Here is a 24,844-nt window from a genome sequence, read left to right as displayed (position 1 = left end):
TGGTGGAAGGGAACCATGGAACCGGCCCGCGGACGGGTCGGTGAGCCAAGTCCCGGCGCGGGTCCCTCCGCCTCGTGCGCCTGGGCCCTACAGTCCGTGGCCGAGGTCGATTCCTGTCACGGGCCGCTTCACGGGAGGCACAGCAATGGCGCGCGAATCCGAGTCCGGACTGCCCATCGAACCGGTCTACGGCCCCGAGGCCCTGGACGGCTGGGACCCGGCCGAGAAACTGGGCGCGCCGGGCGCGTACCCCTTCACCCGTGGTGTGTACCCGTCGATGTACACGGGCCGCCCGTGGACCATGCGGCAGTACGCGGGGTTCGGCACGGCCGTCGAGTCCAACGCCCGCTACAAGCAGCTGATCGCCAACGGCACGATGGGCCTGTCGGTCGCCTTCGACCTGCCCACCCAGATGGGCCACGACTCGGACGCCCCCCTCGCGCACGGCGAGGTCGGCAAGGTCGGCGTGGCGATCGACTCCATCGACGACATGCGCGTCCTGTTCGGCGGGATCCCGCTGGACAGGGTCTCCACCTCGATGACGATCAACGCGCCCGCCGCGCTGCTGCTGTTGATGTACCAGCTGGTCGGCGAGGAACAGGGCGTCCCGGCGGACCGGTTGACGGGCACGATCCAGAACGACGTCCTCAAGGAGTACATCGCCCGCGGGACGTACATCTTCCCGCCCAAACCGTCCCTGCGGCTGATCGCGGACATCTTCAAGTACTGCCGGGCCGAGATCCCGAAGTGGAACACCATCTCGATCTCGGGCTACCACATGGCCGAGGCGGGAGCGACTCCCGCGCAGGAGATCGCGTTCACGCTCGCCGACGGCATCGAGTACGTCCGTACCGCCGTCGCCGCCGGCATGGACGTCGACGACTTCGCGCCCCGCCTCTCCTTCTTCTTCGTCGCCCGTACGACGATCCTGGAGGAGGTCGCCAAGTTCCGTGCCGCCAGGCGCATCTGGGCCCGGGTGATGAGGGACGAGTTCGGCGCGCGGAACCCCAAGTCGCTGATGCTGCGCTTCCACACGCAGACCGCGGGCGTCCAACTCACCGCGCAGCAGCCGGAGGTGAACCTCGTCCGGGTCGCGGTCCAGGGCCTCGGCGCGGTCCTCGGAGGCACCCAGTCGCTGCACACCAACTCCTTCGACGAGGCCATCGCGCTGCCCACCGACAAGTCCGCGCGACTGGCCCTGCGCACCCAGCAGGTCCTGGCCTACGAGACGGACGTGACGGCGACGGTCGACCCCTTCGCGGGCTCGTACGTCATCGAGCGGATGACCGACGACGTCGAGGCGGCCGCCGTCGACCTCATGACGAGGGTCGAGGACCTCGGCGGCGCGGTCGAGGCCATCGAGCACGGCTTCCAGAAGGGCGAGATCGAGCGCTCCGCGTACCGCGTCGCCCAGGAGACCGACTCCGGCGAGCGCGTGGTGGTCGGCGTCAACCGCTTCCGGCTCGACGCGGAGGAGCCCTACGAGCCGCTCCGCGTCGACCCGGCCATCGAGGCCCAGCAGGCCGAACGCCTCGCCCGCCTCCGCGCCGAGCGCGACCAGGCGGCCGTCGACACCGCCCTCGCCGCCCTGAAGAAGGCCGCCGAGGGCACGGACAACGTCCTCCACCCCATGAAGGACGCCCTGCGCGCCCGCGCCACGGTCGGCGAGGTCTGCAACGCACTCCGCGAGATCTGGGGCGCCTACGTCCCGACGGACGCCTTCTGACCTGGGCGGTTCCTTCGTACGGGTGACCGGGGGCGGAAGCGGCACGCCCCCGGTCACACTCATGGAGAGTGAGTCCTGAGAGGGAGGTTGCCGTGGCCGTACCGCGGCACGAACTGACGTTGAGCCAAGCCGCCGACCTGCTCTCCCGCGTACTGCCCGCGCACCGCGTGGAGCTTCTCCGGGGCAGGCTCACCGCGACACCACCGCCGGACGGCTCGCATGCGCTGTCGTTGACGAAGCTGGGCAGGGCTTTCGACCGGGCCGGGATCGTGGAGGCGGGGCGTGAGTACGTCCAAGGCGTCGGTCTCTGGCTGCCCACGCTGCGCGACGACTACGCGATCCCCGACTTCTCCATCGTCGACGAGGACTTCCGGGACGCCCTCGTCCAGAAGAACTGCTACGCCCCGAACGTCTTCCGCCTGGTCGTCGAGGTGACCTCGTCGAACTGGTCCGACGACCTCGGCCCCGAGGCCGAGTGCTACGCCGAGGCCGGGATCCCCGTCTACATCGTGGCCGACCGCAAGCACGACGAGGTCCTGCTCTACCGGGACCCGGCCGACGGCGAGTACGCGGCCCCCGAGCGTTACAAGCGGGGCCAGAGCGTCCCGGTCCCCGAGTCCGTCGGTGTCGCCCTCGGCCTTTCCGTGGACACCCTCCTCGACGGTGACTGACCTGCGGGACGCCTCCGCTCGCTGTCGTAGCCGCGTGCGACACTCGCTCTCATGCTTGGTGTCATCGATCTCCCCACCTATCTCGCGGGTCTCGTCCTGATCGTCCTGTTGCCGGGGCCGAACTCGCTGTACGTGCTGTCCGTCGCCGCCCGCAGGGGTGTCCGTACGGGCTATACCGCCGCCGCGGGTGTGTGGTGCGGGGACACCGTGCTGATGACACTGTCGGCGGCCGGTGTGGCGTCGCTGCTGCAGGCGAACGCCGTGCTGTTCGGGATCGTGAAGTACGCCGGGGCCGGTTATCTGACGTGGCTGGCGGTCGGGATGCTGCGGGCCGCGTGGGCGATGTGGCGGGCCCGGCGGGAGCCGGTCGCGGAGAGCGCGGAGCCCGAGGCGGTGGCCGGGGAGCGGCCGTTCCGGCGGGCGCTGGTGATCAGTCTGTTCAACCCGAAGGCGATCCTCTTTTTCGTCGCCTTCTTCGTGCAGTTCGTCGACCCCGGGTACGCCTACCCGGCGCTCTCCTTCGTTGTGCTCGGCGCCTTCGCCCAGCTCGCGAGCTTCCTCTACCTGACCGCGCTGATCTTCAGCGGTACGCGCCTCGCGGAGGCCTTCCGCCGGCGCAAGCGCCTCTCGGCGGGCGCCACGACCGCCGCCGGCGCCCTCTTCCTGGGCTTCGCGGTGAAGCTCACGCTCGCCAGCGCCTAGTCAGCCGACGCTCAGGCCCACCCGGGCCGCGTACTCCGCCAGGCCCCGCGCGTCGGTGCCCGCCCATCCCACGTACCCGTCGGGGCGGACGAGGAAGACCCCGGTCCCGTACCGCTCGTACGACCCGATCCGCGCCGTACGGACTCCGGGGAGCACCGGTGCCTCCGCGTCCGTGCCGACCGTCAGCAGGGTCCAGTGCGGTCCCCGGAACACGTCGAAGAGGCGTACGCCCTCCACGGTTCCGTCGGGGGCACGGTCGCCCGCGCGAAGGGCCTCGTCCGACAGGCCCGTACGGGTCTCCACCGCGAGGGAGGAGCCGCGGTAGCCGAGACCGAGCTGGCGGGTCGCCTCGCCGCGGCGGGCCTCGCCTCGGTGGACCCGGGTGGACAGGCCGAGCATGTCGGCGGCTACGGGGAGCCGTTCCTCCTCGTAGGTGTCGAGGAGGGACCCGGGAGCCGTGCCGCGCAGGACCGCGCCGAGCTTCCAGCCCAGGTTGTAGGCGTCCTGCACGCTGGTGTTGAGCCCTTGGCCGCCGGCCGGTGAGTGGAGGTGCGCCGCGTCCCCGGCGAGGAGGACCCGCCCGGCGCGGAACCGGTCCGCCAGGGCCGTGCGCGGCCGGAAGTCCGAGGCCCAGCGCACCTCGGTCACGGCCTCGGGGGAGAGGTGGGAGCGCTCGGCGACGGTCCTGCGGATGCCGTCGAGGGAGAGGTCGACGTCCGTGCCCTCCGGGAACTGCGCCACGGCCTGGAAGTCCTCCGTGCCGGCCAGCGGGCAGATCGCGAGGAAGCCGCCGGTGTCCTCGCGGGGCGGGAAGACATGCCAGTTGTCGCGGTCGAGGCCGGTGATCCGTACGTCCGCGACGAGCATCGGGTCCGGGTCGACGGTCTCCCCGGCCATGGCGATGCCGAGCGCGCGGCGCACCGCGGAGCGGCCACCGTCGGCGGCGACGACGTACCGTGCGCGGACCGGCGCGCCGGAAGCGAACTCCACGGTCGCGGCGTCCTCGTCCTGGGCGACGGCGACCACCTCGCGGCCGAGGTCGACCCGGCCCCCGAGCTCCTCCAGCCGCGCGCGGAGGATGTCCTGCGTACGCCACTGCGGCACCATCCACGGCGCGTCGTACGGCGAGTCCTCGGTCGGCTCGGCCGGGTCGAACATCCGGTGCTCACCGACCCTGCGGCCGTCCCGCCAGATCATCCCGACCGGGTAGTCGCCGCCCGCCGCGCGGATCGCGTCGAGGACGCCGAGGTCGTCGAAGACCTCCATCGTGCGGGGCTGGATCCCCTTGCCGCGGGAGCCGGGGAACAGCGCGTCGGCCCGCTCCACGACGAGGGCGTCCACCCCGCGCCGGGCGAGATCGGCCCCGAGGGCGAGACCGGTGGGACCGGCCCCGACGACAAGGACGTCCACGTCGACCTTCACTTCCCCCTCGACGTCCACGGCCACAGCCACGTCCGCACGCGTGCCGACACCCAAATCCACACCCATCTCCTTAACGCCGTTAAGTTCCATGCGTCGAGCCTGCCCTTAACGGCGTTAAACTGTCAAGCGTGGTTACCCAGAGACCCCAGCGATCCCCCAAGCTGGACAAGAAGCAGGTCGTCGAGACCGCACTGCGGCTGCTCAACGAGACGGGCCTCGACGGCCTCACCCTGCGGGCCATCGCCAAGGAGCTGGACGTCCAGGCGCCCGCGCTCTACTGGCACTTCAAGAACAAGCAGGAACTGCTCGACGAGATGGCGACGGAGATGTACCGCCGGATGGTCGAGGACGCGGGGGCGGCGCCGGACGCCGGCTGGCGGGAGCGGCTGCTCGCCGCGAACCGCGGACTGCGCGCCGCCCTGCTGAGCTACCGCGACGGGGCGAAGGTCTTCAGCGGTTCACGCTTCACCGGCACGCTGCACGCCGTCGAGATGGAGCGGTCGCTGACGCTCTTCACCGAGGCGGGGTTCACCCTCACCCAGGCGGTCCGCGCGACGTCCACCACGTACCTGTACACGATCGGGTTCGTCACCGAGGAGCAGGGCGTCCAACCCCTCCCGGGCGAGCGCCGCGAGGGCTACGACGTGACGGAACGCGCCCGCCGCATGGCCGACTTCCCCCTGTCGGCAGCGGCGGGCGCGGAGATCTTCGAGGACTACGAACGGCACTTCGAGGAAGGGCTCGCTCTGATCGTCGCGGGCATCGGGGCGCGCTACGGCATCGGCTGAGCGGAGGCGCGGCTACGGGCGCGGCTTCGACAGGGCTGTGCGGAGCTTCGGGGCGAGCCACTTCTCCACGTACTGGTTGAGCAGCCAGGCGAGCAGCAGCATGGTGGCGACCGTGGCCAGGAAGGCGCCGTACGACGGGAGGTGCAGGGTCTGGTGGTAGGCCTTGATGGCGACCCAGCCCAGGTGTTCGTGGACCAGGTAGAAGGGGTACGTCAGCGCGCCCGCGACCGTCAGCCAGCGCCAGTTCGCCCAGTGCAGCCAGCCCAGCGCGATCGCGGCGACGGCGACGTAGCCGAAGGTGACGACCAGGATGATGCCGAAGGACGAGCGGGTGGAGAAGAACTCCGGGTTCGGGGCGTGCCACAGCCGCTGGACGGCGTAGTGCTGGCCGATCAGCCAGCTCACGCCGACGATGCCCCAGGCGTGCGCGTCACGGCGGTTGCGGTGGACGAGGTAGAGGCCGACACCCCCGATGAAGTACGGGGCGTACTCCGGCATCAGGACCATGTTGAGGAGTGGCTCGTTGACACCCTGCGCGATGGCCGCGGCCAGTGTCCAGCCGGCGCAGAACAGGATCACGCGCTGCCGGTTCGCCCCCGGCAGCACGATGCACAGCGCGAAGAGGGCGTAGAAGCGGACCTCCGCCCACAGGGTCCAGCACACGCCCAGTACCCGGTCGACGCCCAGCGGCTGCTGGAGCATGGTGAGGTTGAGCAGGGCGTCGCTCGGGGAGACCGCCTTGTACGCGACGAACGGCAGGGTGAACACCGCCGTCACGATGATGATCGCGGCCCAGTACGCGGGCAGCAGTCGGGAGGCGCGCGAGGCGAAGAAGGAGCGCAGCGGCCGGCCCCAGCCGCTCATGCAGATGACGAAGCCGCTGATCACGAAGAAGACCTGCACACCCAGGCAGCCGTAGGCGAACAGGGTGTGCAGGGTGGGGAACTGATGCCTCGGCGAGCTGCCCCAGGCCTGTACGACCTCGCCGTCCCGGCCGCCGTAGTGGTACCCGGCCACCATCAGGGCCGCGATGAGCCGTAGCCCGTCGAGGGCGCGCAGCCGGTTCTCCCGGCGCGCCGCGGGCTTGGGCGCGGGAGACGTCTCGGCAGGTGGCAGGACGGTACGGACCACGGTGCCGGTTGCCGTCCCGCGGGCCTCCTCGGGCGTGTCGATCACAAGGTTCCCCTCAATGGGACTCAGCTGGCCCACAGCACGTTAGTCCGATAGTCGGGGATGTTTACGCCTTGGCGAGGCCGGTTTGTCGTCTCGCCCACGGGAGTTCATCTATGTGATGCCCCTACGTTGAGAACTCTTCCGAATCGTCACAAATCGACGAGGTTCCGTACGGGCCCGTACGGGGTCCTGGTGTGTTCTCGAACGGGTGTCGCGGGCGTGTCGCGGGGGGTGTTGCGGGCGTGAGGGCGCGCAGGGGTGCTCACTGGCGCACGTCGTGAGCGTCCCGAACGACCGGGAATCCGGGCAGCCCGAGCGGCGATTCGGGCAGCCCGAGGGAGCGGGGCCCGGTCGTATGCGACCCGGCCCCGCTCCCTGGTCCTTCGCTGCCGGAGCGTTCCGCCCTCGCGGACGCTCCTGTCCCGGTCGCCGCCTCAGCGGCCCACCGCCCGCTTCAGGGAGCGCGCCCTCCGGGCGACCCGCCGTACGGTCGCGTTGCGCGGGATGAACGCGAGCTGGGCCGGCACCGCGCCGGGCAGCGCCAGCGAGGTGAGGCGCTTGCGCTTGAAGTAGCGCCAGGTGTGCTGGGTCAGCTGGTGCGTCAGATAGCTCTCGGCCGCCGGGCGCAGGTCCGGATAGATCTTCGGCTGCATCGCGAAGCCCACGGCTCTCAGGAGCTTCGTCAGGTCCGCCACGTCCATGCCGGGGCGCTGTTCGGTGACCGCCGCGCTGTCCGACAGTTCGGGCAGCAGCGCGTCGACGATGGTCACCGGGACGCGGTTGCTGTTCTCGTACGGGGTGAGACGGTCCAGCAGCGAGCCGGTTCCGACGCGGGCGACCGGCAGGCCGTACAGCGCGGACGCCGTGAGCAGCGCCGTGGAGAAGCAGCCGACGACCAGAGCGGGACGCATCCGCTGGTAGAGCACCTCGGCGAGGACCGGGGTGTCAAGGACGGTGAGGTCGGCGCCGAGTCTCTCGGCCTCCTTCTCCAGGATCCGCGACCAGCGCGCCGGCGCCGAGGGGTGCGGCTTGAACACCACGCGGGTGTGACCGAGCGCGAGGGCGCCCTTCAGCATCCGTACGTGAAGCTGCTCCTCCTCCTCGGCGGTGAGGATCTCCAGCGCGGAGAGGTACTGGCCGAGCAGCAGGGCAGGCTCGTCGATCGACGGCGACTCGTCACCGGTGTCGACGAGTTCGGCGAGCACCTTCACGAACGCGTCCGTGGGCACGATCTCCGGCTCGACGTCGAACTCGGTGAGCAGCAGCGGCTTCAGACCGGGGACCAGGTCCAGATGGAGGAGCCGGGTCACCCGGGTCCCGACCAGCGGGTCGATCTTGTTGCGGGTGGGGCCGTAGCTCATCAGGCCGTCGGCGTACACCGTGACGGGCGCGCCCATGAAGATCTGGGAGACGCCGAGCGCCGGGTTGACCTGGATCGACTCCACGGCCAGTTCGACGTCGTCGTCGCCGAGGTTCCAGGCGAGCCGCAGATGCCGCTCCCACAGGGGTACGTCGTCCGGCCGCGGCGCCCAGCCGCCCGGGTGGAAGGGCGAGATGGTCTCGTTCCACGAGATGACGTCGTCGAAGCGGCCGCGCAGCTGCTCGAAGCCGGGCATCTCGTCCACGGAGGACGTCGTCTCGGGTGTCGCCGCGTTGTTGGAGACGAGCAGGATGCGCCGGCCGGCGGGTCCGAAGCTGTCGGTGTCGAGGGCCGCGGCGAGCGTGGCCGTGCCGTACAGCGTGGACGCCATGAAGATCTGGGTGGTCACGCCGCCACCCCCGCGGCGGGCGCGGGCCGTCGGCGCAGCCGGCGCAGCCGGGTGGCGCGCTGGACGTCCATCGAGTCGAGGGCCTCGTCGAGCACGTCCTGTGGCATACGGCGCAGCGCGACGGCACTCATGGACTTCAGTTTCCGTGCCACTGCTGGCTCGAACCTTTCGATGGATCCCAGGTGATGGGAAATGATCGCGCAATATGTACGCACGGCTTTGGGCAGGAGTTTTTCCGCGTCCCGGTCCTCGGCCGTTTCCGCTACGACCTGGTCGAACGCGCGAATGAAATCGAGTTGGCGTACGTCCCCGATCTGGGTGAGGGAGGAGGCGACGCCACGCCGGTAGAACACGCCGAGCAGCCCCACCGTGGCGAAGGATTCGGCCTCCCGGTGCAGCTTCCAGATCCACGGCCGGTCCTCGGCCGTGCGCAGCCCGTCGGTGAAGTGGAGCAGCCCGCGGTCGACCAGCCGGCGGTGGTAGATGCCCGCCCAGGCGTAGGCGTAGTCGACGGAGGTGGAACGGTCGGAGGGAAGAATGGCGTCACGGGGATCGAGGACGACTCCGCGGCGGCCGTGCGGTACACGGTGGATGGTGCGGGCCCGCGCGGTGCACTGGACATGGTCCGTACGGACGAAGTCGCAGCCCAGGTCCTCGATGGAGGAGACGAGTTGCTCGTAGTATCCGGGGGCGAGCCAGTCGTCCCCGTCGAGGAACGTGAGGTACTCGCCACGCGCTCTGTCGATCCCGGTGTTGCGTGCGGTGGCCAGTCCTCCGTTCTTCTCGTGTCTGACATACACCGCACCCGGGAGCTCGCGCTCCGCGCGCGCGAGGATGTCCGGTGTCTCGTCGCGCGAGCAGTCGTCGACGAGAATGAATTCGAAGTCCTGCCGTGCGTTCGCACGCAGGCTCTTCAGGGTGTCGGGCGCATATTGCTGCACGTTGTAGAACGGCACGATGACGGAGAGCTTGACCACCCGAGTGACGTTAAGGGGCGGCCCGGCATTCGTCTTGACCGTTGGTGGGATACGAGGTGAACGACACGTGGCGGAACCGTGAACCACGTCGTTTTCTCAGCCGATCCCGGCCTGATTCCCCATTCGTCGATGTGCTGTTAACCGTTTGTTGTATTCGGGTTGGGCCGCTCCTCGAAAAGGGTTCCTAGCGTCTAGGACGTGCCAGCAAGTACCCCGAAGTCCCTGCGGGTGGCCGTCCTCGCGGATTCCGACACCCGGTGGAAATGGGGTTCGCTCACCGCGAACCGCGTCTCTCCGGCCGAATCGGACATCCGCCTCGACGGGTTCCTCCTGCGCGGCCGAGCCACCCCGACCGCCCGCCAGCTCGAAGAGGTCGGCGTCCGCGCGGACTCCCTCCGCGAGGTCACCGCCGTCGAGTTCCTGCGCGAGCTGGGCAAGGAGGACCGCGTCTACGACGTGGTCGTCCTCGCCCTGGTCGGCGGTGCCGTCCAGGCGGTCCTGCACGGCCTGGCCCACGCCTGGGACGGGCGGACGAAGCGGCCCCTGGTCGTCACCGGCTATGTCGGTGTCGTCTACGAGAAGCTCGCCGACGGACTGCTCCTGCGGCACGGCGCGGACCTGGTCCTCGCCAACTCCCGCCAGGACGCGGACCGGTTCCGGGCCGTGTACGAGGGGGTCGGCGCGGACGCCGGGTCGGTGACCGAGGTCGCGCTGCCCTTCCTCGGCGGGGCGGCCTACCAGGAGAACGACCCGTACACGGTCGTCTTCGCCGCCCAGCCCTCCGTACCGGAGAGCCGCAAGGACCGTACGTACCTGCTGGACCGGCTGATCCGGCACGCGCGGCTGCACCCGGACCGCGAGGTCCTGCTCAAGCTGCGCTCCAGGCCGGGCGAGCACACCACGCACATCGAGGAGCTGCCGTACCAGAAGCTGGTGCAGAAGGCGGACCCGCCGGCCAACTTCCGGCTGGTGTACGGGCACATGGGTGAGGTCCTCGACCGCACCGACCTGCTGGTCACCATCAGCTCCACCGCCGCCCTGGAGTCCCTGCACCGCCGTATCCCCACCGTCGTCCTCAGCGACCTCGGGGTGCGCGAGGCGCTCGGCAACCACCACTTCGTGGGCTCCGGCTGCCTCGCCTCCTGGGACCAGCTCGACGCCGGGTACCGGCCGGTGCCGGACGCCGCCTGGGTGGCACGGCAGGGCGTCGCCGCCGACGGCTCGTACGAGACGGCCTTCGACGTGGCGCGCCGGCGCATCACCGGGCTGCTGGCCGCGGACAAGCTGCCGTCCCTCGCTCCCTACTACACCCCCTTCACCGCGCCCGGCTATCTGCCCGGCATCCTCGCCCGCCACCACCTCGGCCCGGACGGCAGCCCGCTGCCCGGTGCCCCCGCGGCGGACCGGGAACCCAGTCAGGTACGGCAGATCGTGCGCCGGGCCGCCCGCGGCGCCTACCGCCACGGCGTCCAGCGCGTGGCACCGGTGATCCGGCGGATGGGCGACCTGTGAGCGCCCCGACAGCGGCCGGCCCGCGGTCCTCCGCCCCCCATACCTTCCTCGCCTTCCTCGCCTCCCTCGTCAAGGAGCACAGCGCATGACCAACTCGGAAGCGGGCCAAGCCGCGCCGGTGCGCCGCGTACTCGCGGTGATCCCCGCGCGCGGTGGCTCCAAGGGCGTGCCCGCGAAGAACCTCCTCCCCGTCGGCGGAGTGCCGCTGGTGGCCCGCGCGGTGCGCGAGTGCCGCGCCGCCCGCCTCGTGACGGACGTGGTCGTCTCCACCGACGACCAGGCCATCGCGGCCGCCGCCCGCCAGGCCGGCGCCGAGGTCGTGCTGCGCCCCGCCGCCATCGCCGGGGACACCGCCACCTCCGAGGCCGCCGTCCTGCACGCCATGGACACCCATGAGGCGCTGCACGGCTCCCCGGTCGACGTGGTCCTGCTCGTGCAGTGCACCAGCCCGTTCATCATCCGCGAGGACGTGGACGGCGTCGTGGACGCGATCGTCGCGAACGGCGCGGACACGGCGCTGACCGTGGCCCCCTTCCACGGCTTCGTGTGGCGCGACGGGGACGACGAGGCCACCGCCGCGGTGGCCGTCGAGACCGAGCGCGCCGCCGTCGACGGCGGCAGCGACGTCCTGGTCACGGACACCGCCACCAGCGGCGGCTACGGCGTCAACCACGACAAGTCCTTCCGCCCGCGCCGCCAGGACCGTCCCCAGGACCTCCTGGAGACCGGTGCCGTCTACGCCATGGAGGCCGCCGGCTTCCGTGAGGCCAAGCACCGCTTCTTCGGCCGCACCGAACTCGTGCGCACCGACCCGGCCCGCGTGCTGGAGATCGACGACCCGCACGACCTCGCCCGCGCCCGTGCCCTCGCGCCGCTCTTCGACGCGACGAGGCCCGGCTCCCTCCCGACCGCCGATGACATCGACGCGGTCGTCCTCGACTTCGACGGCACCCAGACCGACGACAGGGTGCTGATCGACTCCGACGGACGGGAGTTCGTCTCCGTGCACCGCGGGGACGGACTCGGCATCGCCGCCCTGCGCAAAAGCGGGCTGACGATGCTGATCCTGTCCACGGAACAGAACCCGGTCGTCGCCGCCAGAGCCCGGAAGCTCAAGATTCCGGTCCTGCACGGCATCGACCGGAAAGACCTCGCGCTGAAGCAGTGGTGCGAGGAGCAGGGCATCGCGCCGGAGCGCGTGCTCTACGTCGGCAACGACGTCAACGACCTCCCGTGCTTCGCCCTCGTGGGCTGGCCGGTGGCGGTCGCGAGCGCCCACGACGTCGTGCGCGGCGCCGCACGCGCGGTCACCACCGTTCCCGGTGGCGACGGCGCGATCCGAGAGATCGCCAGCTGGATCCTCGGCCCCTCTCTCGACTCCCTCGACAAGTAAGGAACTTCCCCGCCATGAGCACCAACTCCCGTCTGCGCAGCTTCGGTTCGAAGACCGCCGGCCCCGGCCACCCCGTCTACGTCGTCGGTGAGATCGGCATCAACCACAACGGTGAGCTGGAGAACGCCTTCAAGCTGATCGACGCCGCCGCCGAGGCCGGCTGCGACGCCGTCAAGTTCCAGAAGCGCACCCCGGAGATCTGCACCCCGCGCGACCAGTGGGACATCGAGCGCGACACCCCCTGGGGCCGCATGACCTACATCGACTACCGCCACCGGGTGGAGTTCGGTGAGGACGAGTACCGCCAGATCGACGAGTACGCCAAGAGCAGGAACATCGACTGGTTCGCCTCCCCGTGGGACACCGAGGCCGTCGCCTTCCTGGAGAAGTTCGACGTCCCGGCCCACAAGGTCGCCTCCGCCTCGCTGACCGACGACGAGCTGCTCCGCGCGCTGCGCGCCACCGGCCGCACGGTCATCCTCTCCACCGGCATGTCGACGCCGAAGCAGATCCGCCACGCGGTCGAGGTCCTCGGCAGCGACAACATCCTGATGTGCCACGCCACGTCGACCTACCCGGCGCAGGCCGAGGAGCTCAACCTCCGCGTCATCAACACCCTCCAGGCCGAGTACCCGAACGTTCCGATCGGCTACTCCGGCCACGAGACGGGCCTGCAGACCACGCTCGCCGCGGTCGCCCTCGGCGCCGCCTTCGTCGAGCGTCACATCACCCTGGACCGCGCGATGTGGGGCTCCGACCAGGCCGCCTCCGTCGAGCCGCAGGGCCTGACCCGCCTCGTCCGCGACATCCGCACCATCGAGGCCTCCCTCGGTGACGGTGTCAAGAAGGTCTACGAGTCCGAGCTCGGCCCGATGAAGAAGCTGCGCCGCGTCACGGGCGTCGTCGCCGAGGCCGAGATCGCCGCGGCCGCGGGCGAGCCCGTCTCGGTCTGAACGCCCTGAATTCCTTACGACGGGACGGTCGTACGTCGATGAGCCCACGCGCCGGTTCCGCCGGCTCCCACACTCTCGCCTTCGTCGAGAGTCCGGTACAGCTCCTGAACGTGCTGGAATGGGCGCACGCACATGCCCACAACGGTGCGGCGCCCGGCGCGGGGCTCACCCTCGTCGTCCTGTCTCCCAACGACCCGATGACCCGCGGCCAGCTCCGCCGGATGGCGGAACTGGCCCGCGACGAGGGCCACGCGGTCCGCTGGGAGGAGGCGCGCGGCGGCACCACGGCCCCCTTCCACACGATCGGGGGACTGGCTCCGCTGCTCCGCCGGGCCCGGCGGATCGTCATGGGGGACCCGTTCTCCCGCTATGTGCAGCTGTTGCTGACCATCACCCGGGCGCAGGACCTGGTCGTGGTCGACGACGGCACGGCGACGATGGAGTTCGTCGCCCAGCTCGCCCGCGGTGAACGCCTGGTGCGCTGGCACCGGCGCGGTGGCCGCCCCGGCCCGCGGGACGTGCTCTTCGCTCCCGTGTCCGCCGCGGCCCGCCGCCGGCTGACGCCCAGTGACCGCCGTACGGTCGAGGTCTTCTCCTCGATGCCGATCGAGTCGGCACCGGACGGCGTCCGGATCACCGCCAACGACTTCTCCTGGACCCGGGCCCGGTTCGGCCCGCCGCGCATCACCAAGACCGCGGACATGGTCGGCACCTCGCTCGTCGAGACGGGCGTGGTCGACCCGGACCGCTATCGGGAGGCGGTCCGCGCGCTCGCCAAGGCGCACGGCGCGACCCGCTACTTCGCGCACCGCCGCGAGAGCGCCGACAAACTGCACCGGTTGGCCGCCGAGACGGGTCTGGAAATCGTCCGTCCCGACCTGCCGCTCGAACTGATCGCCCGGCGCGGCCCCATCGGCCGGACGATCCTGAGCTTCCCGTCGACGGTCGTGCACACGCTGCCGCTCGCCCTGGTCGGCACCGATGTGCGCGTCGCGGTCTGCGACATCGACCCGAGCTGGCTGACCGAGAACGCCTCGCCCCGGGCCCAGGGCTTCCTGTCCGGGGTCACCGGGACGGCCCGGGGCGTGCACCGGCTGTCGGCGGTCTCGACCGTCTGAAACAAGCCACATTCTCTCGACGTTCAGGGCCCGGCGCACCGCGCCGGGCCCTGCTCGTTCACCCGCCACATGATCTACGCGCATCATCCGAGCCGTCTGCGCGCATCCTCCACGATCACCGCACCGAACAGTCGTGCGCTGTTCACCAGTTCTCCACGATGTGCGCGTTGGACCGACACGATCCGGCCATTGAATCGCAGCGCGCGGTACCGATCGGCGACCGCGCGGGGATTCCGTTTCCGGAATGGGGGGGACAAGCACGTGGCGTCCGCGCAAGAGGAGTCCGACAGACCGGAGTCCGGAAGATCCGAGTCCGGAGAACCGGCGTCCGGCATACCGGGGACCGAGATATCGGAGTCCGACAGGCCGGAGGCCGAAGAACTCACTCCCCGGCGGCTCAACGCGGCCCGCGGCCTCGGTGACCGCGTCTTCCGGTACCAGCTCACGGCCACCGGCATCGCCGTCCTCGCCGTCATGGCGGGGGTCGGCCTCTTCCTCCTCCTGAGGGCCGGTCAGGCGCTGCGCGCCCGGGGCTTCGCCTTCCTCACCACCTCCGCATGGCAGCCGGACGTCCACAACTTCGGCATCGCGGCCGTCATGACCGGCACCGTCCTGATCGCCTTGGTCGCGGTGACGATCTCCGTGCCGCTCGCCGTCGGAACCGCCCTGTTCATCACCGACGTGGCTCCGCCCAAACTGCGCCGCACCCTCGTGTCGATGGTCGACCTGATGGCGGCCGTCCCCTCGGTGGTGTACGGGCTGTGGGGGCTGTTCTTCTTCCAGCAGCACGTGATCGGCCTGTCGCGCTGGCTGTCCACCTGGTTCGGCTGGATCCCCCTGTTCACGGTGGACGGCGCCCAGCCGGGCGAGCCGCTGGCCACCGACAGCGTGTACACGGCCTCCACCTTCATCGCCGGGCTCGTCGTCGCCCTGATGGTCGCGCCGATTCAGTGCTCGGTGATGCGCGAGGTCTTCTCGCAGGCGCCGCCCGGCGAACGCGAGGGCGCCTACGCGCTCGGCGCCACCCGCTGGGGCATGATCCGCAGCGTCGTCCTGCCGTACGGCAAGGGCGGCATGATCGGCGGCACCATGCTCGGGCTCGGCCGGGCGCTCGGCGAGACCATCGCGGTCTACATGATCATCTCGCCGGTCTTCGTCATCCAGCCGCACATCCTGCAGACCGGCTCGAACTCGGTGTCCTCGCTGATCGCACTGCACTACGGCGACGCCTCCGAGTTCGGCATGTCGGCGCTGATGGCGGCGGGCCTGGCGCTGTTCCTGCTCACCCTGGCGGTCAACTTCACCGCCTCCTCCGTGGTGGCCCGCAGCCGTTCCGGCGCGCAGAGCGAGGCATGAGATGACCGTCATCGAAGAAACGTCCCTGTCCGGCGTGCGCGACGCCGAGCCCGCGCCGGCCCCCGTGCCCGCCGCGGTCGAGCACGCGCCGCAACCCCTCCGGCCGCGCCGCATCGGCGGTGTCAGCCGCACCGGGGTGCTGTCCCTGTGCGGCGCCGCCGCCTCCGGACTCTGCGCCACCGTCCTGCTGTTCGGTCAACTCGCCCCGTTCTCAGGCGCGTTGGGCTTCACCGTCACCGCCTACCTCGTCTTCCTGGCGATCTACGCGGTGCTGACCGGGCTCGACGAGGACGGCCAGGCCGTACGCGACCGGGTGATGACGGTCGTACTGTGGACGGCGGCCACGCTGCTGTTCTCCGGCCTCTTCATGGTCGTCGGCTTCACCGGCTGGCGCGGCAAGGACGCCCTGCCGCACGGCAACTTCTTCACCCAGGACATGCAGGCCGCGGGCCCGCTCGACCCGCTCACCCACGGCGGCATCGCCCACGCGATGCTCGGCACGCTCACCATGATCGCCATCGCGCTCGCGATCACCGTGCCGCTCGGTCTCGCCTGCGCCGTCTACCTGAACCAGATCCCGGGCCGGTTCTCCCGGTTCGTGCGGACGATCGTCGAGGCGATGACCGCGCTGCCCTCGATCGTCGCCGGTCTGATGGTGTACGCCACCTGGATCCTCGGCCTCGGCATGCAGAAGTCGGGCCTCGCGGCCGGCTTCGCGATCAGCGTGATGATGCTGCCGATCGTGATCCGGGCCTCCGACGTGGTGCTGCGCCTGGTGCCTGGCAACCTCACCGAGGCGGCCGAAGCGCTCGGCGCGCCGCGCTGGCGCACGGTGTGGCACGTCGTGCTGCCCACCGCCCGCTCCGGCCTCGCCACCGCCGTCATCCTCGGCACCGCCCGCGGAATCGGCGAGACCTCGCCCGTCCTGCTCACCGCCGGTTTCACGGCCGCGCTCAACGCGGACCCGACGAGCGGGCCGATGGTCTCGCTGCCGCTCGCGGTCTTCAACTTCGTCAAGTCGCCCGAGCCCACGATGATCGCCCGCGGTTTCGGCGCCGCCGCCGTCCTGATGGCCCTCGTCCTGGTGCTGTTCGTGATCGCCCGGGTGATCGGCGGGCGCGGCCCCGGCCACCAGACCAAGCGCCAGGCCCGCCGTACCGCCCGCGCCTCACGGCAGGACGTACGGCGCTTCGAGGACCTGCACGCGCCCGGCCTGTCCCTGTTCGAGAGCCCCGGGGGATCGCACCCCGCGGGAACCGCCTTGTCCGCCCCCGCCACCGGAGAGACCGACTGATGCGCAGCCACCTCCACACCGCCCTCGGGCGCCTTCGGGCACTCGGGACGCTCGGCGCGCTGCTCGGCGTGATCGCCGCGCTGCTGGCCGGTCCGCTGGCGGCCCCCGCCGCCGCCGACAGCTACACGCCGATATCCGGCGCCGGCTCCACCTGGGCCGAGAACGCCGTCGACGAATGGCGCCGCGCCGTCAACCAGTACGGCATGCGGATCAGCTACGCCGGCACCGGATCCTCCGACGGACGCCGTCAGTTCCTCAGCGGCACCGTCGACTTCGCCGTCTCGGACATCCCGTTCCAGACCCACCCGACCGACGGCTCGGCCGCCGAACGGCCCGCGTCCGGGTCGTACGCCTACATGCCGATCGTGGCCGGCGGCACCGTCTTCATGTACCACCTGACGGTCAACGGCAAGCGGGTCACCAACCTGCGCCTGTCCGGCGACGTGGTCACCAAGATCTTCACCGGCGTCATCAAGACCTGGGACGACCCGGTCATCAAGGCCGACAACCCGGGGCTCCAGCTCCCGCACCGCGCCATCGTCCCCGTCGTACGCTCCGACGGCTCGGGCTCCACGGCCCAGTTCACGATGTGGATGGCCAACCAGCACAAGTCGCTCTGGCAGTCCTACTGCCAGAAGGTCGGCCGCTCCGGAGCCTGCGGGCAGACCTCGTACTACCCGACCGTCTCCGGCATGATCGCCCAGTCCGGCGACCTCGGCGTCGCGGGCTACGTCGCCCAGAACTACGGCGAGGGCGCGATCGGGTACGTCAACTACTCGTACGCACTGAACGCGCACTATCCGGTCGCCAAGGTCCTCAACCACGCGGGCTACTACACCGAGCCGACCCCGCAGAACGTCGCGGTCTCGCTGCTCAAGGCGAAGATCAACACCGACAAGAGCTCCGCGGACTACCTCACCCAGAAGCTCGACGGCGTCTACAACGACTCCGACCGGCGCAACTACCCGCTGTCCAGCTACTCGTACATGATCCTGCCCCTGAAGGTGCAGGGCACCTTCACCAGGACCAAGGGCAAGACGCTCGGCGCGTTCTCGTACTACTTCATGTGCCAGGGCCAGCAACAGGCGCCCTCGCTCGGCTACTCGCCCCTGCCGATCAACCTGGTGAAGGCGGGCTTCGACCAGATCCGCCGCATCCCGGGCGTGCAGGCCCAGAGCGTCAACCTCAAGGGCTGCAACAACCCGACCTTCTCCAGCGACGGGCACAACAAGCTCGCCGAGACCGCTCCCTACCCGGCCGCCTGCGACAAGAAGGGCGCCCCGGCCTGCACCACAGGCAGCGGTGGCGCCAAGGCGGGCAGCGGCTCGGGCGGTTCGGGCTCCACGGGCGGCACGAGCGGCGGTTCCACCTCGGGCGGCTCCACCAGTGGCGGCACCAACGGCGGTACCACCGGCGGGAGTTCGGGCGGCGGTGGCACGGCCGCGGGAGGCGGGACCGGTGGCAGCTCCGCACCGGTCGTCGACCCGGACACCGGCCAGACGCTCTCGCCCGGCACGGGCGGCGGCTCGGGGGCCGGTTCCTCGGGCGGCAGCGGCGGAGGAACCGGCGGCACCGGCGCGCCGAACGACACCATCGCGCTCGCCCAGCCGGTCTCCGTGGCCGGCACCCAGGGCTGGACCAGCGCCCAGACGCTGATGCTGATCGCGGGCTTCCTGGTCCTCGGACTCGTCCTGCTGCCCTCCGTGGTGTCCCGGGCGATCGCCGGGCGCGGCACCGGCAAGGACGCCGGAGAGGGGCAGAAGCGATGAACTCCCGCATCACAGGACCCCGTGGCACAGAGCCCCGCGGCGCGAGACCGGCGGCCACGAGCCCGCGACCGCGCGGGAGAGCGGTGCTCCGCGTACGACGGCTCCTCCTGCGCGTCGTCGCCGGAGCCGCCGTGGGCGCCCTCGCCGGTCTCGGCGTGGCCCAGGCCGCCGCCCCCGCGTCCGCGGCGGGCGCCGCGGACGCCACCTCCTCGGCCGTCACGGTCTCCGGCCGCGGCGAGTTCAAGGACATGAAGTTCACCGTCGGCCAGACCACCCACCTGACCAGTCAGGCGGTCACGGTCTCCTGGTCAGGCGGCACCCCGTCCACCTTCGCCGGTACGTCGTTCAACACCGACTTCGTGCAGATCATGCAGTGCTGGGGCGACGACGACGGCACGGTGGCGTCCAACCCGGGCCCCGCGCGCACCCAGTGCCAGTACGGCGCCTCTCCGACCACCGACCGGGGCGGCTGGCCGGGCAACGACTACGACGACACCCGCAAGGTGTTCTACAGCGCCGATCCCACCAACTACGGCCAGGACAACCGGTACGGGGCGGCCAACCCCAACGCCCCGGGCGAGGTGCCCTTCAAGTCCGTCGACGGCACGGTGATCACCTCCGGCACCCAGAACAACGCCTTCTTCAACCGCAACACCACCAACGAGGTCGACTTCGCCCGTACCGGCGCCGACGGCTCCGGCAAGGAGTACTTCGAGGTCCAGACCGCCAACGAGGCCCCGCACCTGGGCTGCGGTCTGCCGGTCACCGCCAACGGCGGTACCAAACCCCGCTCCTGCTGGCTCGTCATCGTCCCGCAGGGTCACCTCGACCTGGACGGCAGCCCGTACGCCGACCACAGCCAGGTCAACGCCGGATCCCCGGTCTCCTCCACCAACTGGAAGAACCGCGTCGCGATCCCGCTCGGCTTCAACCCGGTCGGCGCCAACTGCGCGCTCGGCGCCGAGGAACGCGCCACCACCGGCAGCGAACTCGCCGCGGACGCGATGACCAGCTGGCAGGCGGCCCTGTGCCCGACCGGCACGGTGTACGGCTACACCGAGCTGGGCGAACCGGACACCCGTGCCCGCCTCACCGACGACGGCTCCTCCGGCCTCGCCTTCACCACCCGCGCCCTCGGAGCCGACACCGGGACCACGGCACCCTCCGACCCGACCGTGTACGCGCCCGTCGCGCTCTCCGGAACCGTCATCGGCTTCACCGTCGAACGCAGACCCAAGGCGGGCGCACCGGACTCCGTCCGCCAACTCGCGGGCACCAAGGTAGAGTCCGTCGACCTCACCCCGCGCCTGGTCGCCAAGCTGCTCACCGAGTCGTACCGCAACTCGCCCTGGGGAGCGGTGCTCGCCGACAACGCGGCCACCGGCTACGGCTGGGCGAAGACCAACCCCGCCGGCCTGGCAAGCGACCCCGAATTCATCTCCCTCAACCCCGAGTTCGCGGACCTCTCGGTCTCCGAGACCCCGTCCACCGACACCGACCTGATCACCGCGCTCGGGCACAGCGACTCCGCCCGCGCGCTGTGGCAGTGGATCCTCTCCGACAAGGACGCCCGCGGCTTCCTGGCCGGTGCCGCCGACGACTGGGGCACCCGGGTCAACCCGTACTACAGCACCGACGCGGACCTGAACCCGACCGGCGTCGCCTTCGACCCCGCGAGCTCCGACGACTACCCCAAGAGCGACCCCTGGTGCACGATCCCGCCGGGCTCCGACGCCACGGTCAAGCAGTGCATGACCGACTTCCACCCGTACGTGGAGGACATGCACTCCGGCGCCCTGCACACCCGGCGTGCCGACACCCTCTGGAAGTCCAGCTGGGACGCGCTCGCCAACCCGCCGGCCTTCAAGAGCCCGGGACCCCAGACGGTCGGCTCCCGCTTCGTGATCACCGTCACCGACGCGGCCTCCGCCGCCCGTTACGGCCTCCAGACCGCCCGGCTGCGCAACACCGCCGGCAAGTTCGTGGGCCCCTCCGCGGCGTCCCTGACCGCGGCGGCCACCGGCGCCACCGGCACCGGAGCCCCCGAGATCACCCCGGCGACGGCCGGCGCGGAGGGCGCCTACCCGCTCGCCCAGCTCGTCTACGCGGCCGTCCGCCCGGCCAAGGTCGACGCGGCCGCCCGCAAGGACTACGCGGCCCTGCTGCGGTACGCCACCGGTGACGGACAGACCAACGGCGCCGACCCGGGCCTGCTCCCGGTCGGCTACGCCCCGCTCTCCGCCGCCCTGCGCACCAAGGCGGCCAAGGCCGCAGACGCCCTCGTCCACTACACCGCACCCAGCTCGACGCCCTCCGGCGGCTCGGGTTCCGCCGGCGGATCGAGCGGCGGCTCCACGGGCGGCGGCTCCACCGGCGGCAGCGACTCCCTCGGCTCCGGCGGCGGATCGGGCGGCACCGTCTCCGGCGGCTCCACGGGCGGCGGCAGCGGCGGCAACGGCGCCGCGCCGAGCGCCGGCGCGAGCACGAAGCCGAGCGCCGCACCGTCCTACGACGGCGGCAAGGCCGTAGAGACCACAGCGCTGGGCACCACGCCCGACGACCCGGCCGACTCCCTGCGGTACGCCGTCCCGGTCGGTGCCGCGCTCGGCGCCTTCGCCGGGATCGGCGCGCCGTTCGCCGGCGGCGGCAGGCTCCGGCTTCCGCTGCGGATCCCGCTGCCCGGCGGCCGTGGAGTGACCGTCCCCGCGTTCACCCCGCCCGAATGGCTGCGCAAGCGGCTGCCCTCCGGCCGGGGCTGAGCCCGCGGAGCGCGGGCCCGCCGGGCCCGCGCTCCCCACAGACGGCCGTCCGCCCCGAAAGGCAGTCGGGGCGGACGGCCCGTACCACCCTGCCAGATCCTCCCGACGTCACGTCGCACACCCTCTGGAGACTCTCAATGCGCACGATGCGCCTTTCGGCGGCCATGGTCGCCGCCGCCGTGGTGTCCGGCACGCTGGCTCTGGCGAGCCCGGCGTCCGCCGACCCCACCCCCGCCGGCACCTTCCGCAAGCTGGTCGGCGTGGGCTCGGACACCACCCAGGACGTGCTCAACGCCCTGGCCGGCGACACCGTCAACAACAACAGCTACGCCACCACCGCCGTGAAGTCGGCGAGCGGCGCGGGCGTCGCCTCCTACGACGCGATCGAGCCCGTCACCGGCTCCACCACCTCGAACATCACCACCCGCACGGGCGGCCCGTCCTTCCTGCGCCCCAACGGCTCCGGCAAGGGCCGCCTCGCCCTCAGCATGGCGCTGACCGGTGACAAGTTCCCCGACAGCTCGGGTGTCTCCATCAAGGGCCAGGTCGACTTCGCCCGCTCCTCCAGCGGTCCGAGCACCTCCGGAACCGCCTTCACCTACATCCCGTTCGCGCGTGACGCGGTCGGCGTGGCGGTCCGCGGCTCGGCCCTGAACACGCTGACCGTCGACCAGCTCCACGACATCTACTCGGGCACGCTGACCGAGGTGAACGGCCAGACCGTGCACCCGAAGATCCCGCAGTCCGGCTCCGGCACCCGCAAGTTCTTCCTCGGCGCCATCGGCCTCACCGACGCCACGCTCTCCCCGAACGTCGCGACCGTCCAGGAGAACCAGGCCGACGGCGCCCTCGACGCGGACGGCGCGCTCGTCCCGTTCTCGGTGGGCAGCTGGATCGCCCAGAACAACGGTATCTCCCCGGACTTCAGCACCGCCGCGGCCGCCGCCGGCGCCCACCTGGCCGCCGTACAGCTTCCCGGTGACACCGGTGCCACCACCCCGGTCGCCACCGTGAACGGCAAGCTCGCCCCGGTCGGCGCCTACTACGAGAACGCCACCTTCGGCCGCGACGTCTACAACGTCGTCCCGACCCGGGCGATCGACCCGACCGGCATCTTCTTCGACAAGGACCTCTACGACGTCTTCGTCACCAGCGGCGCCCACGAGGCGGCCCTCGCCTCCGACGCCGCCGAGGGCGTCATCGCCGAGTTCGGCTTCGTGAACGAGTCCTACAACGGCTCGGTCAACCCGGCCAAGCACGCCAGGCTCGGCGGCCTGGAGGAGTCCGGCGTCGACGCCTCCACCCCGGCCGCGCCAGCCCTGAGCGGCACCCGCGGCGACGCGAGCGTCAAGCTCAACTGGACCGCCCCGTCCGCCACCGGCCTCCCGCTCACCGACTACCGCGTGACCCTGACCGGTTCGGACGGCGCCGTCGTGGCCGTCAAGGACGTCCCGGCCACCACCACGTCGTACACCTTCGGCGGTCTGGCCCTCGGCCACTACACGGCCGAGGTCTCCGCCGCCAACCTCAACGGCAGCGGTGCCGTCGCCTCCTGGACCGGCGACATCAAGTACACGACCAGCACGAAGGCGACCACCGCGACGACCGCGTACGGCAAGGCCCCGAAGGTCGCCGTCGCCGTCGCCGACACGCACGGCGTCGTCGCGACCGGCACGGTCACCGTGAAGGAGGGCACCACCACCCTCGGCACGGGCACCCTGGACAGCACGGGCAAGGTCTCCGTCAGCCTGTCCAGCCACCTGAAGGTCGCCAAGCACAGCCTCACGGTGTCCTACGCGGGCAACAGCAAGCTCCTGACGTCCAACGGGACCGTCTCGCTGACCGTCTCGAAGGCGGCCCCGAGCCTCGCCACCACGGCGCCGGCCTCGATCAGCCACCTCGCGCAGGCCAAGGTCACCGCCAAGGTCTCCGCGACCGGCACCACGCCGACCGGCACGGTCCGCGTCTACGAGGGTTCGCGCGTCATCGCCACCGGCACCCTGAGCGGCGGCAAGGTGACCATCAAGCTGCCGAAGCTGTCCCGCGGCACCCACACCCTGCACGCCTGGTACGTGGGTTCCACCACGGTGAACTCGAAGACCGGCACCACGTTCAAGATCAAGTCCAGCTGATCCGCGGCCTGTTGAACCACCCTCTCGCCGGGGACGCCCAGCAGGGCGCTCCCGGCGGGACCCCTTCCGCCTTCCGCCCCACCCGTTCCATGAGTTGAGTGAAGGAGACGTGCCGCCGTGACGGTCGCCGTACAGACCACGCTCGCAACGCCCGCGCCGCGGCTGGGTGTTCGGAGCGTCACCGCCGTCCGGCATCTCGCCCGCGGCGGCCTGCTCACCCTCGCGGCCCTGCTGCTCGGCCTCACCGCGCAGCTGCTGTTCCTCAGCGGCTTCCAGGAACGAGCGGCGCAGCACGCCGCGTACGACTCCCTGCGGGCCCAACTGGCCCTGGGCACCGCCCCGGTGGCCCAGACCGACCAGCAGGGCGCGCTGCTCGCCCCCGGCACCCCGGTCGCGATCGTCGACATCCCCGCCCTCCACGTCCACCAGGTGGTCCTGGAGGGCACCGACTCCGGCGTCATGACCGACGGCCCCGGCCACCGCCGGGACACCCCGATGCCGGGGCAGGCCGGCACCAGCGTGCTGATGGGGCGCGCCGCCGCGTACGGCGGTCCCTTCGAGCACCTCGGCGACCTCGCCGCAGGCGACACGTTCAGCGTGACCACCGGCCAGGGCAAGGCGAAGTACCAGGTCTTCGGCATCCGGCGCGCCGGTGATCCGGCGCCCGCCCCGCTCGACGCGGGCAAGGGCCGCATGGTCCTCCTCACGGCCACCGGACCGGACTTCATGCCGGGCGGAGTGCTGCGCGTCGACGCCGAGCTGGTCTCCGCACCCGCGCGGACCCCGGCCGCGGTCATCCGCTCCGGCACGCTTCCCGAGGCCGAACAGCCGCTGGCCCGCCCCGGCGGGATGCCGTGGCCGCTGGTGATGTGGCTCCAGGCACTGGTGGCCGTGGCGGTCGCCGCGGTGTGGGCCTGGCACCGCTGGGGCCGCCACCAGACCTGGATCGTGTTCGCGCCGGTCGTCGCCCTTCTCGGCCTCCAGGTCGCGACCCGAGCCACCGAACTGCTCCCGAACCTACTGTGACCGCGCCGAGCGGCCCCGTCCCCGTGACCCGGCCGAGCCCGACCCGATCCGCGATGTGGCCGGCCGCCTCGACCTCGTGCCGAGCCCGACCCGACCCGTGCCGAGCTTGACTCGACCCCGTGCCGAGCCTGCCTCGACCCCGACCCGACCCGACCCGTGACACAGCCGAGCCCGACCCGTGCCGAGCCCGACCTGACGACTCGACCCCGCGTGACCCAGCCGAGCCCGACCCGATCCCGCCATGAGGTGCCCGACGTGACCGATGCGACCGCCGCGCGTGACAGTGCCGCGACCGAGACCGCCC

General features: G+C 71.4%; 18 protein-coding genes. 14 read left to right on the top strand and 4 right to left on the bottom strand.

The features are described 5' to 3' along the window. Window positions 1–145 precede the first annotated feature (145 nt). The 3 genes from ACZ6KY_RS03450 to leuE all read left to right on the top strand — a co-directional run bounded on the left by ACZ6KY_RS03450 (window position 146) and on the right by leuE (window position 3,099). A complete protein-coding gene (locus ACZ6KY_RS03450) occupies window positions 146–1,726 on the top strand; it encodes an acyl-CoA mutase large subunit family protein (protein WP_469308629.1) in 1,581 nt (526 codons plus the stop codon). Window positions 1,727–1,818: 92 nt separating this feature from the next. Beyond that, a complete protein-coding gene (locus tag ACZ6KY_RS03445; RefSeq protein WP_469308628.1) occupies window positions 1,819–2,397 on the top strand; it encodes a Uma2 family endonuclease in 579 nt (192 codons plus the stop codon). A 51-nt stretch (window positions 2,398–2,448) separates the two neighbouring features. Further along, a complete protein-coding gene (gene leuE, locus ACZ6KY_RS03440) occupies window positions 2,449–3,099 on the top strand; it encodes a leucine efflux protein LeuE (protein WP_469308627.1) in 651 nt (216 codons plus the stop codon). On the opposite strand, the gene ACZ6KY_RS03435 is transcribed toward leuE, so the two are convergent. Next, a complete protein-coding gene (locus ACZ6KY_RS03435) occupies window positions 3,100–4,587 on the bottom strand; it encodes an FAD-dependent oxidoreductase (protein ID WP_469308626.1) in 1,488 nt (495 codons plus the stop codon). Between the two features lie 62 nt (window positions 4,588–4,649). Here ACZ6KY_RS03435 and ACZ6KY_RS03430 point away from each other — a divergent pair, with 62 nt between their 5' ends. Beyond that, on the top strand, window positions 4,650–5,309 hold the full coding sequence (locus ACZ6KY_RS03430; RefSeq protein ID WP_469308625.1) for a TetR/AcrR family transcriptional regulator: 660 nt from the start codon (window positions 4,650–4,652) through the stop codon (window positions 5,307–5,309). Between the two features lie 12 nt (window positions 5,310–5,321). Here ACZ6KY_RS03430 and ACZ6KY_RS03425 read toward each other — a convergent pair whose 3' ends face one another. The 3 genes from ACZ6KY_RS03425 to ACZ6KY_RS03415 form a co-directional block, all read right to left on the bottom strand. Further along, window positions 5,322–6,485 carry an acyltransferase family protein gene (locus tag ACZ6KY_RS03425; protein ID WP_469308624.1) on the bottom strand — a complete coding sequence of 388 codons (1,164 nt, stop codon included), beginning with the start codon at window positions 6,483–6,485 and terminating at the stop codon, window positions 5,322–5,324. A 431-nt stretch (window positions 6,486–6,916) separates the two neighbouring features. Beyond that, window positions 6,917–8,251 carry an alpha-2,8-polysialyltransferase family protein gene (locus ACZ6KY_RS03420; RefSeq protein WP_469308623.1) on the bottom strand — a complete coding sequence of 445 codons (1,335 nt, stop codon included), beginning with the start codon at window positions 8,249–8,251 and terminating at the stop codon, window positions 6,917–6,919. Then, window positions 8,248–9,228 carry a glycosyltransferase family 2 protein gene (locus ACZ6KY_RS03415; RefSeq protein WP_469308622.1) on the bottom strand — a complete coding sequence of 327 codons (981 nt, stop codon included), beginning with the start codon at window positions 9,226–9,228 and terminating at the stop codon, window positions 8,248–8,250. The genes ACZ6KY_RS03420 and ACZ6KY_RS03415 overlap by 4 nt, the downstream gene beginning before the upstream one ends. Window positions 9,229–9,426: 198 nt before the next feature. Here ACZ6KY_RS03415 and ACZ6KY_RS03410 point away from each other — a divergent pair, with 198 nt between their 5' ends. The 10 genes from ACZ6KY_RS03410 to ACZ6KY_RS03365 all read left to right on the top strand — a co-directional run bounded on the left by ACZ6KY_RS03410 (window position 9,427) and on the right by ACZ6KY_RS03365 (window position 24,540). Further along, window positions 9,427–10,740, top strand: coding sequence for a DUF6716 putative glycosyltransferase (locus tag ACZ6KY_RS03410; protein ID WP_469308621.1), 1,314 nt, complete (start codon window positions 9,427–9,429; stop codon window positions 10,738–10,740). Between the two features lie 85 nt (window positions 10,741–10,825). After that, window positions 10,826–12,133, top strand: coding sequence for a cytidylyltransferase domain-containing protein (locus ACZ6KY_RS03405; RefSeq protein WP_469308620.1), 1,308 nt, complete (start codon window positions 10,826–10,828; stop codon window positions 12,131–12,133). 14 nt (window positions 12,134–12,147) lie between these two features. Then, window positions 12,148–13,086, top strand: coding sequence for an N-acetylneuraminate synthase family protein (locus tag ACZ6KY_RS03400; RefSeq protein WP_469308619.1), 939 nt, complete (start codon window positions 12,148–12,150; stop codon window positions 13,084–13,086). A 38-nt stretch (window positions 13,087–13,124) separates the two neighbouring features. After that, the gene (locus ACZ6KY_RS03395; protein WP_469308618.1) at window positions 13,125–14,204 is read left to right on the top strand and encodes a hypothetical protein; all 1,080 of its coding nucleotides are present in this window, start codon (window positions 13,125–13,127) and stop codon (window positions 14,202–14,204) included. A 261-nt stretch (window positions 14,205–14,465) separates the two neighbouring features. Continuing rightward, complete coding sequence (gene pstC, locus ACZ6KY_RS03390) at window positions 14,466–15,560, top strand: phosphate ABC transporter permease subunit PstC (RefSeq protein ID WP_469308617.1); 1,095 nt, start codon at window positions 14,466–14,468, stop codon at window positions 15,558–15,560. Window position 15,561: 1 nt separating this feature from the next. Continuing rightward, window positions 15,562–16,854, top strand: a complete 1,293-nt coding sequence (pstA, locus tag ACZ6KY_RS03385) for a phosphate ABC transporter permease PstA (RefSeq protein ID WP_469308616.1) — start codon at window positions 15,562–15,564, stop codon at window positions 16,852–16,854. Beyond that, window positions 16,854–18,623, top strand: a complete 1,770-nt coding sequence (locus ACZ6KY_RS03380; protein WP_469308615.1) for a substrate-binding domain-containing protein — start codon at window positions 16,854–16,856, stop codon at window positions 18,621–18,623. The genes pstA and ACZ6KY_RS03380 overlap by 1 nt, the downstream gene beginning before the upstream one ends. Window positions 18,624–18,706: 83 nt before the next feature. Continuing rightward, window positions 18,707–21,382, top strand: coding sequence for a hypothetical protein (locus ACZ6KY_RS03375; RefSeq protein ID WP_469308614.1), 2,676 nt, complete (start codon window positions 18,707–18,709; stop codon window positions 21,380–21,382). A gap of 137 nt (window positions 21,383–21,519) precedes the next feature. Beyond that, entirely contained in the window at window positions 21,520–23,514 is a 1,995-nt protein-coding gene (locus tag ACZ6KY_RS03370; protein WP_469308613.1) for an Ig-like domain repeat protein, read from the top strand. A gap of 117 nt (window positions 23,515–23,631) precedes the next feature. Continuing rightward, window positions 23,632–24,540: a sortase gene (locus tag ACZ6KY_RS03365; protein ID WP_469308612.1), complete on the top strand. Its 909-nt coding sequence runs from the start codon at window positions 23,632–23,634 to the stop codon at window positions 24,538–24,540. Window positions 24,541–24,844 lie beyond the last annotated feature (304 nt).

The sequence above is a fragment of the Streptomyces sp. NPDC042002 genome (assembly GCF_055588305.1).
This window is presented reverse-complemented; position numbering and strand designations above follow the sequence as displayed.

Excerpts from the sequence above, each read along its gene's own strand:
- ACZ6KY_RS03450 (WP_469308629.1), top strand. The coding sequence starts at position 146 with ATGGCGCGCGAATCCGAGTCCGGACTGCCCATCGAACCGGTCTACGGC.
- leuE (WP_469308627.1), top strand. The coding sequence starts at position 2,449 with ATGCTTGGTGTCATCGATCTCCCCACCTATCTCGCGGGTCTCGTCCTG.
- ACZ6KY_RS03435 (WP_469308626.1), bottom strand. The coding sequence starts at position 4,587 with ATGGGTGTGGATTTGGGTGTCGGCACGCGTGCGGACGTGGCTGTGGCC.
- ACZ6KY_RS03405 (WP_469308620.1), top strand. The coding sequence starts at position 10,826 with ATGACCAACTCGGAAGCGGGCCAAGCCGCGCCGGTGCGCCGCGTACTC.
- ACZ6KY_RS03400 (WP_469308619.1), top strand. The coding sequence starts at position 12,148 with ATGAGCACCAACTCCCGTCTGCGCAGCTTCGGTTCGAAGACCGCCGGC.
- ACZ6KY_RS03395 (WP_469308618.1), top strand. The coding sequence starts at position 13,125 with ATGAGCCCACGCGCCGGTTCCGCCGGCTCCCACACTCTCGCCTTCGTC.
- pstA (WP_469308616.1), top strand. The coding sequence starts at position 15,562 with ATGACCGTCATCGAAGAAACGTCCCTGTCCGGCGTGCGCGACGCCGAG.
- ACZ6KY_RS03380 (WP_469308615.1), top strand. The coding sequence starts at position 16,854 with ATGCGCAGCCACCTCCACACCGCCCTCGGGCGCCTTCGGGCACTCGGG.
- ACZ6KY_RS03370 (WP_469308613.1), top strand. The coding sequence starts at position 21,520 with ATGCGCACGATGCGCCTTTCGGCGGCCATGGTCGCCGCCGCCGTGGTG.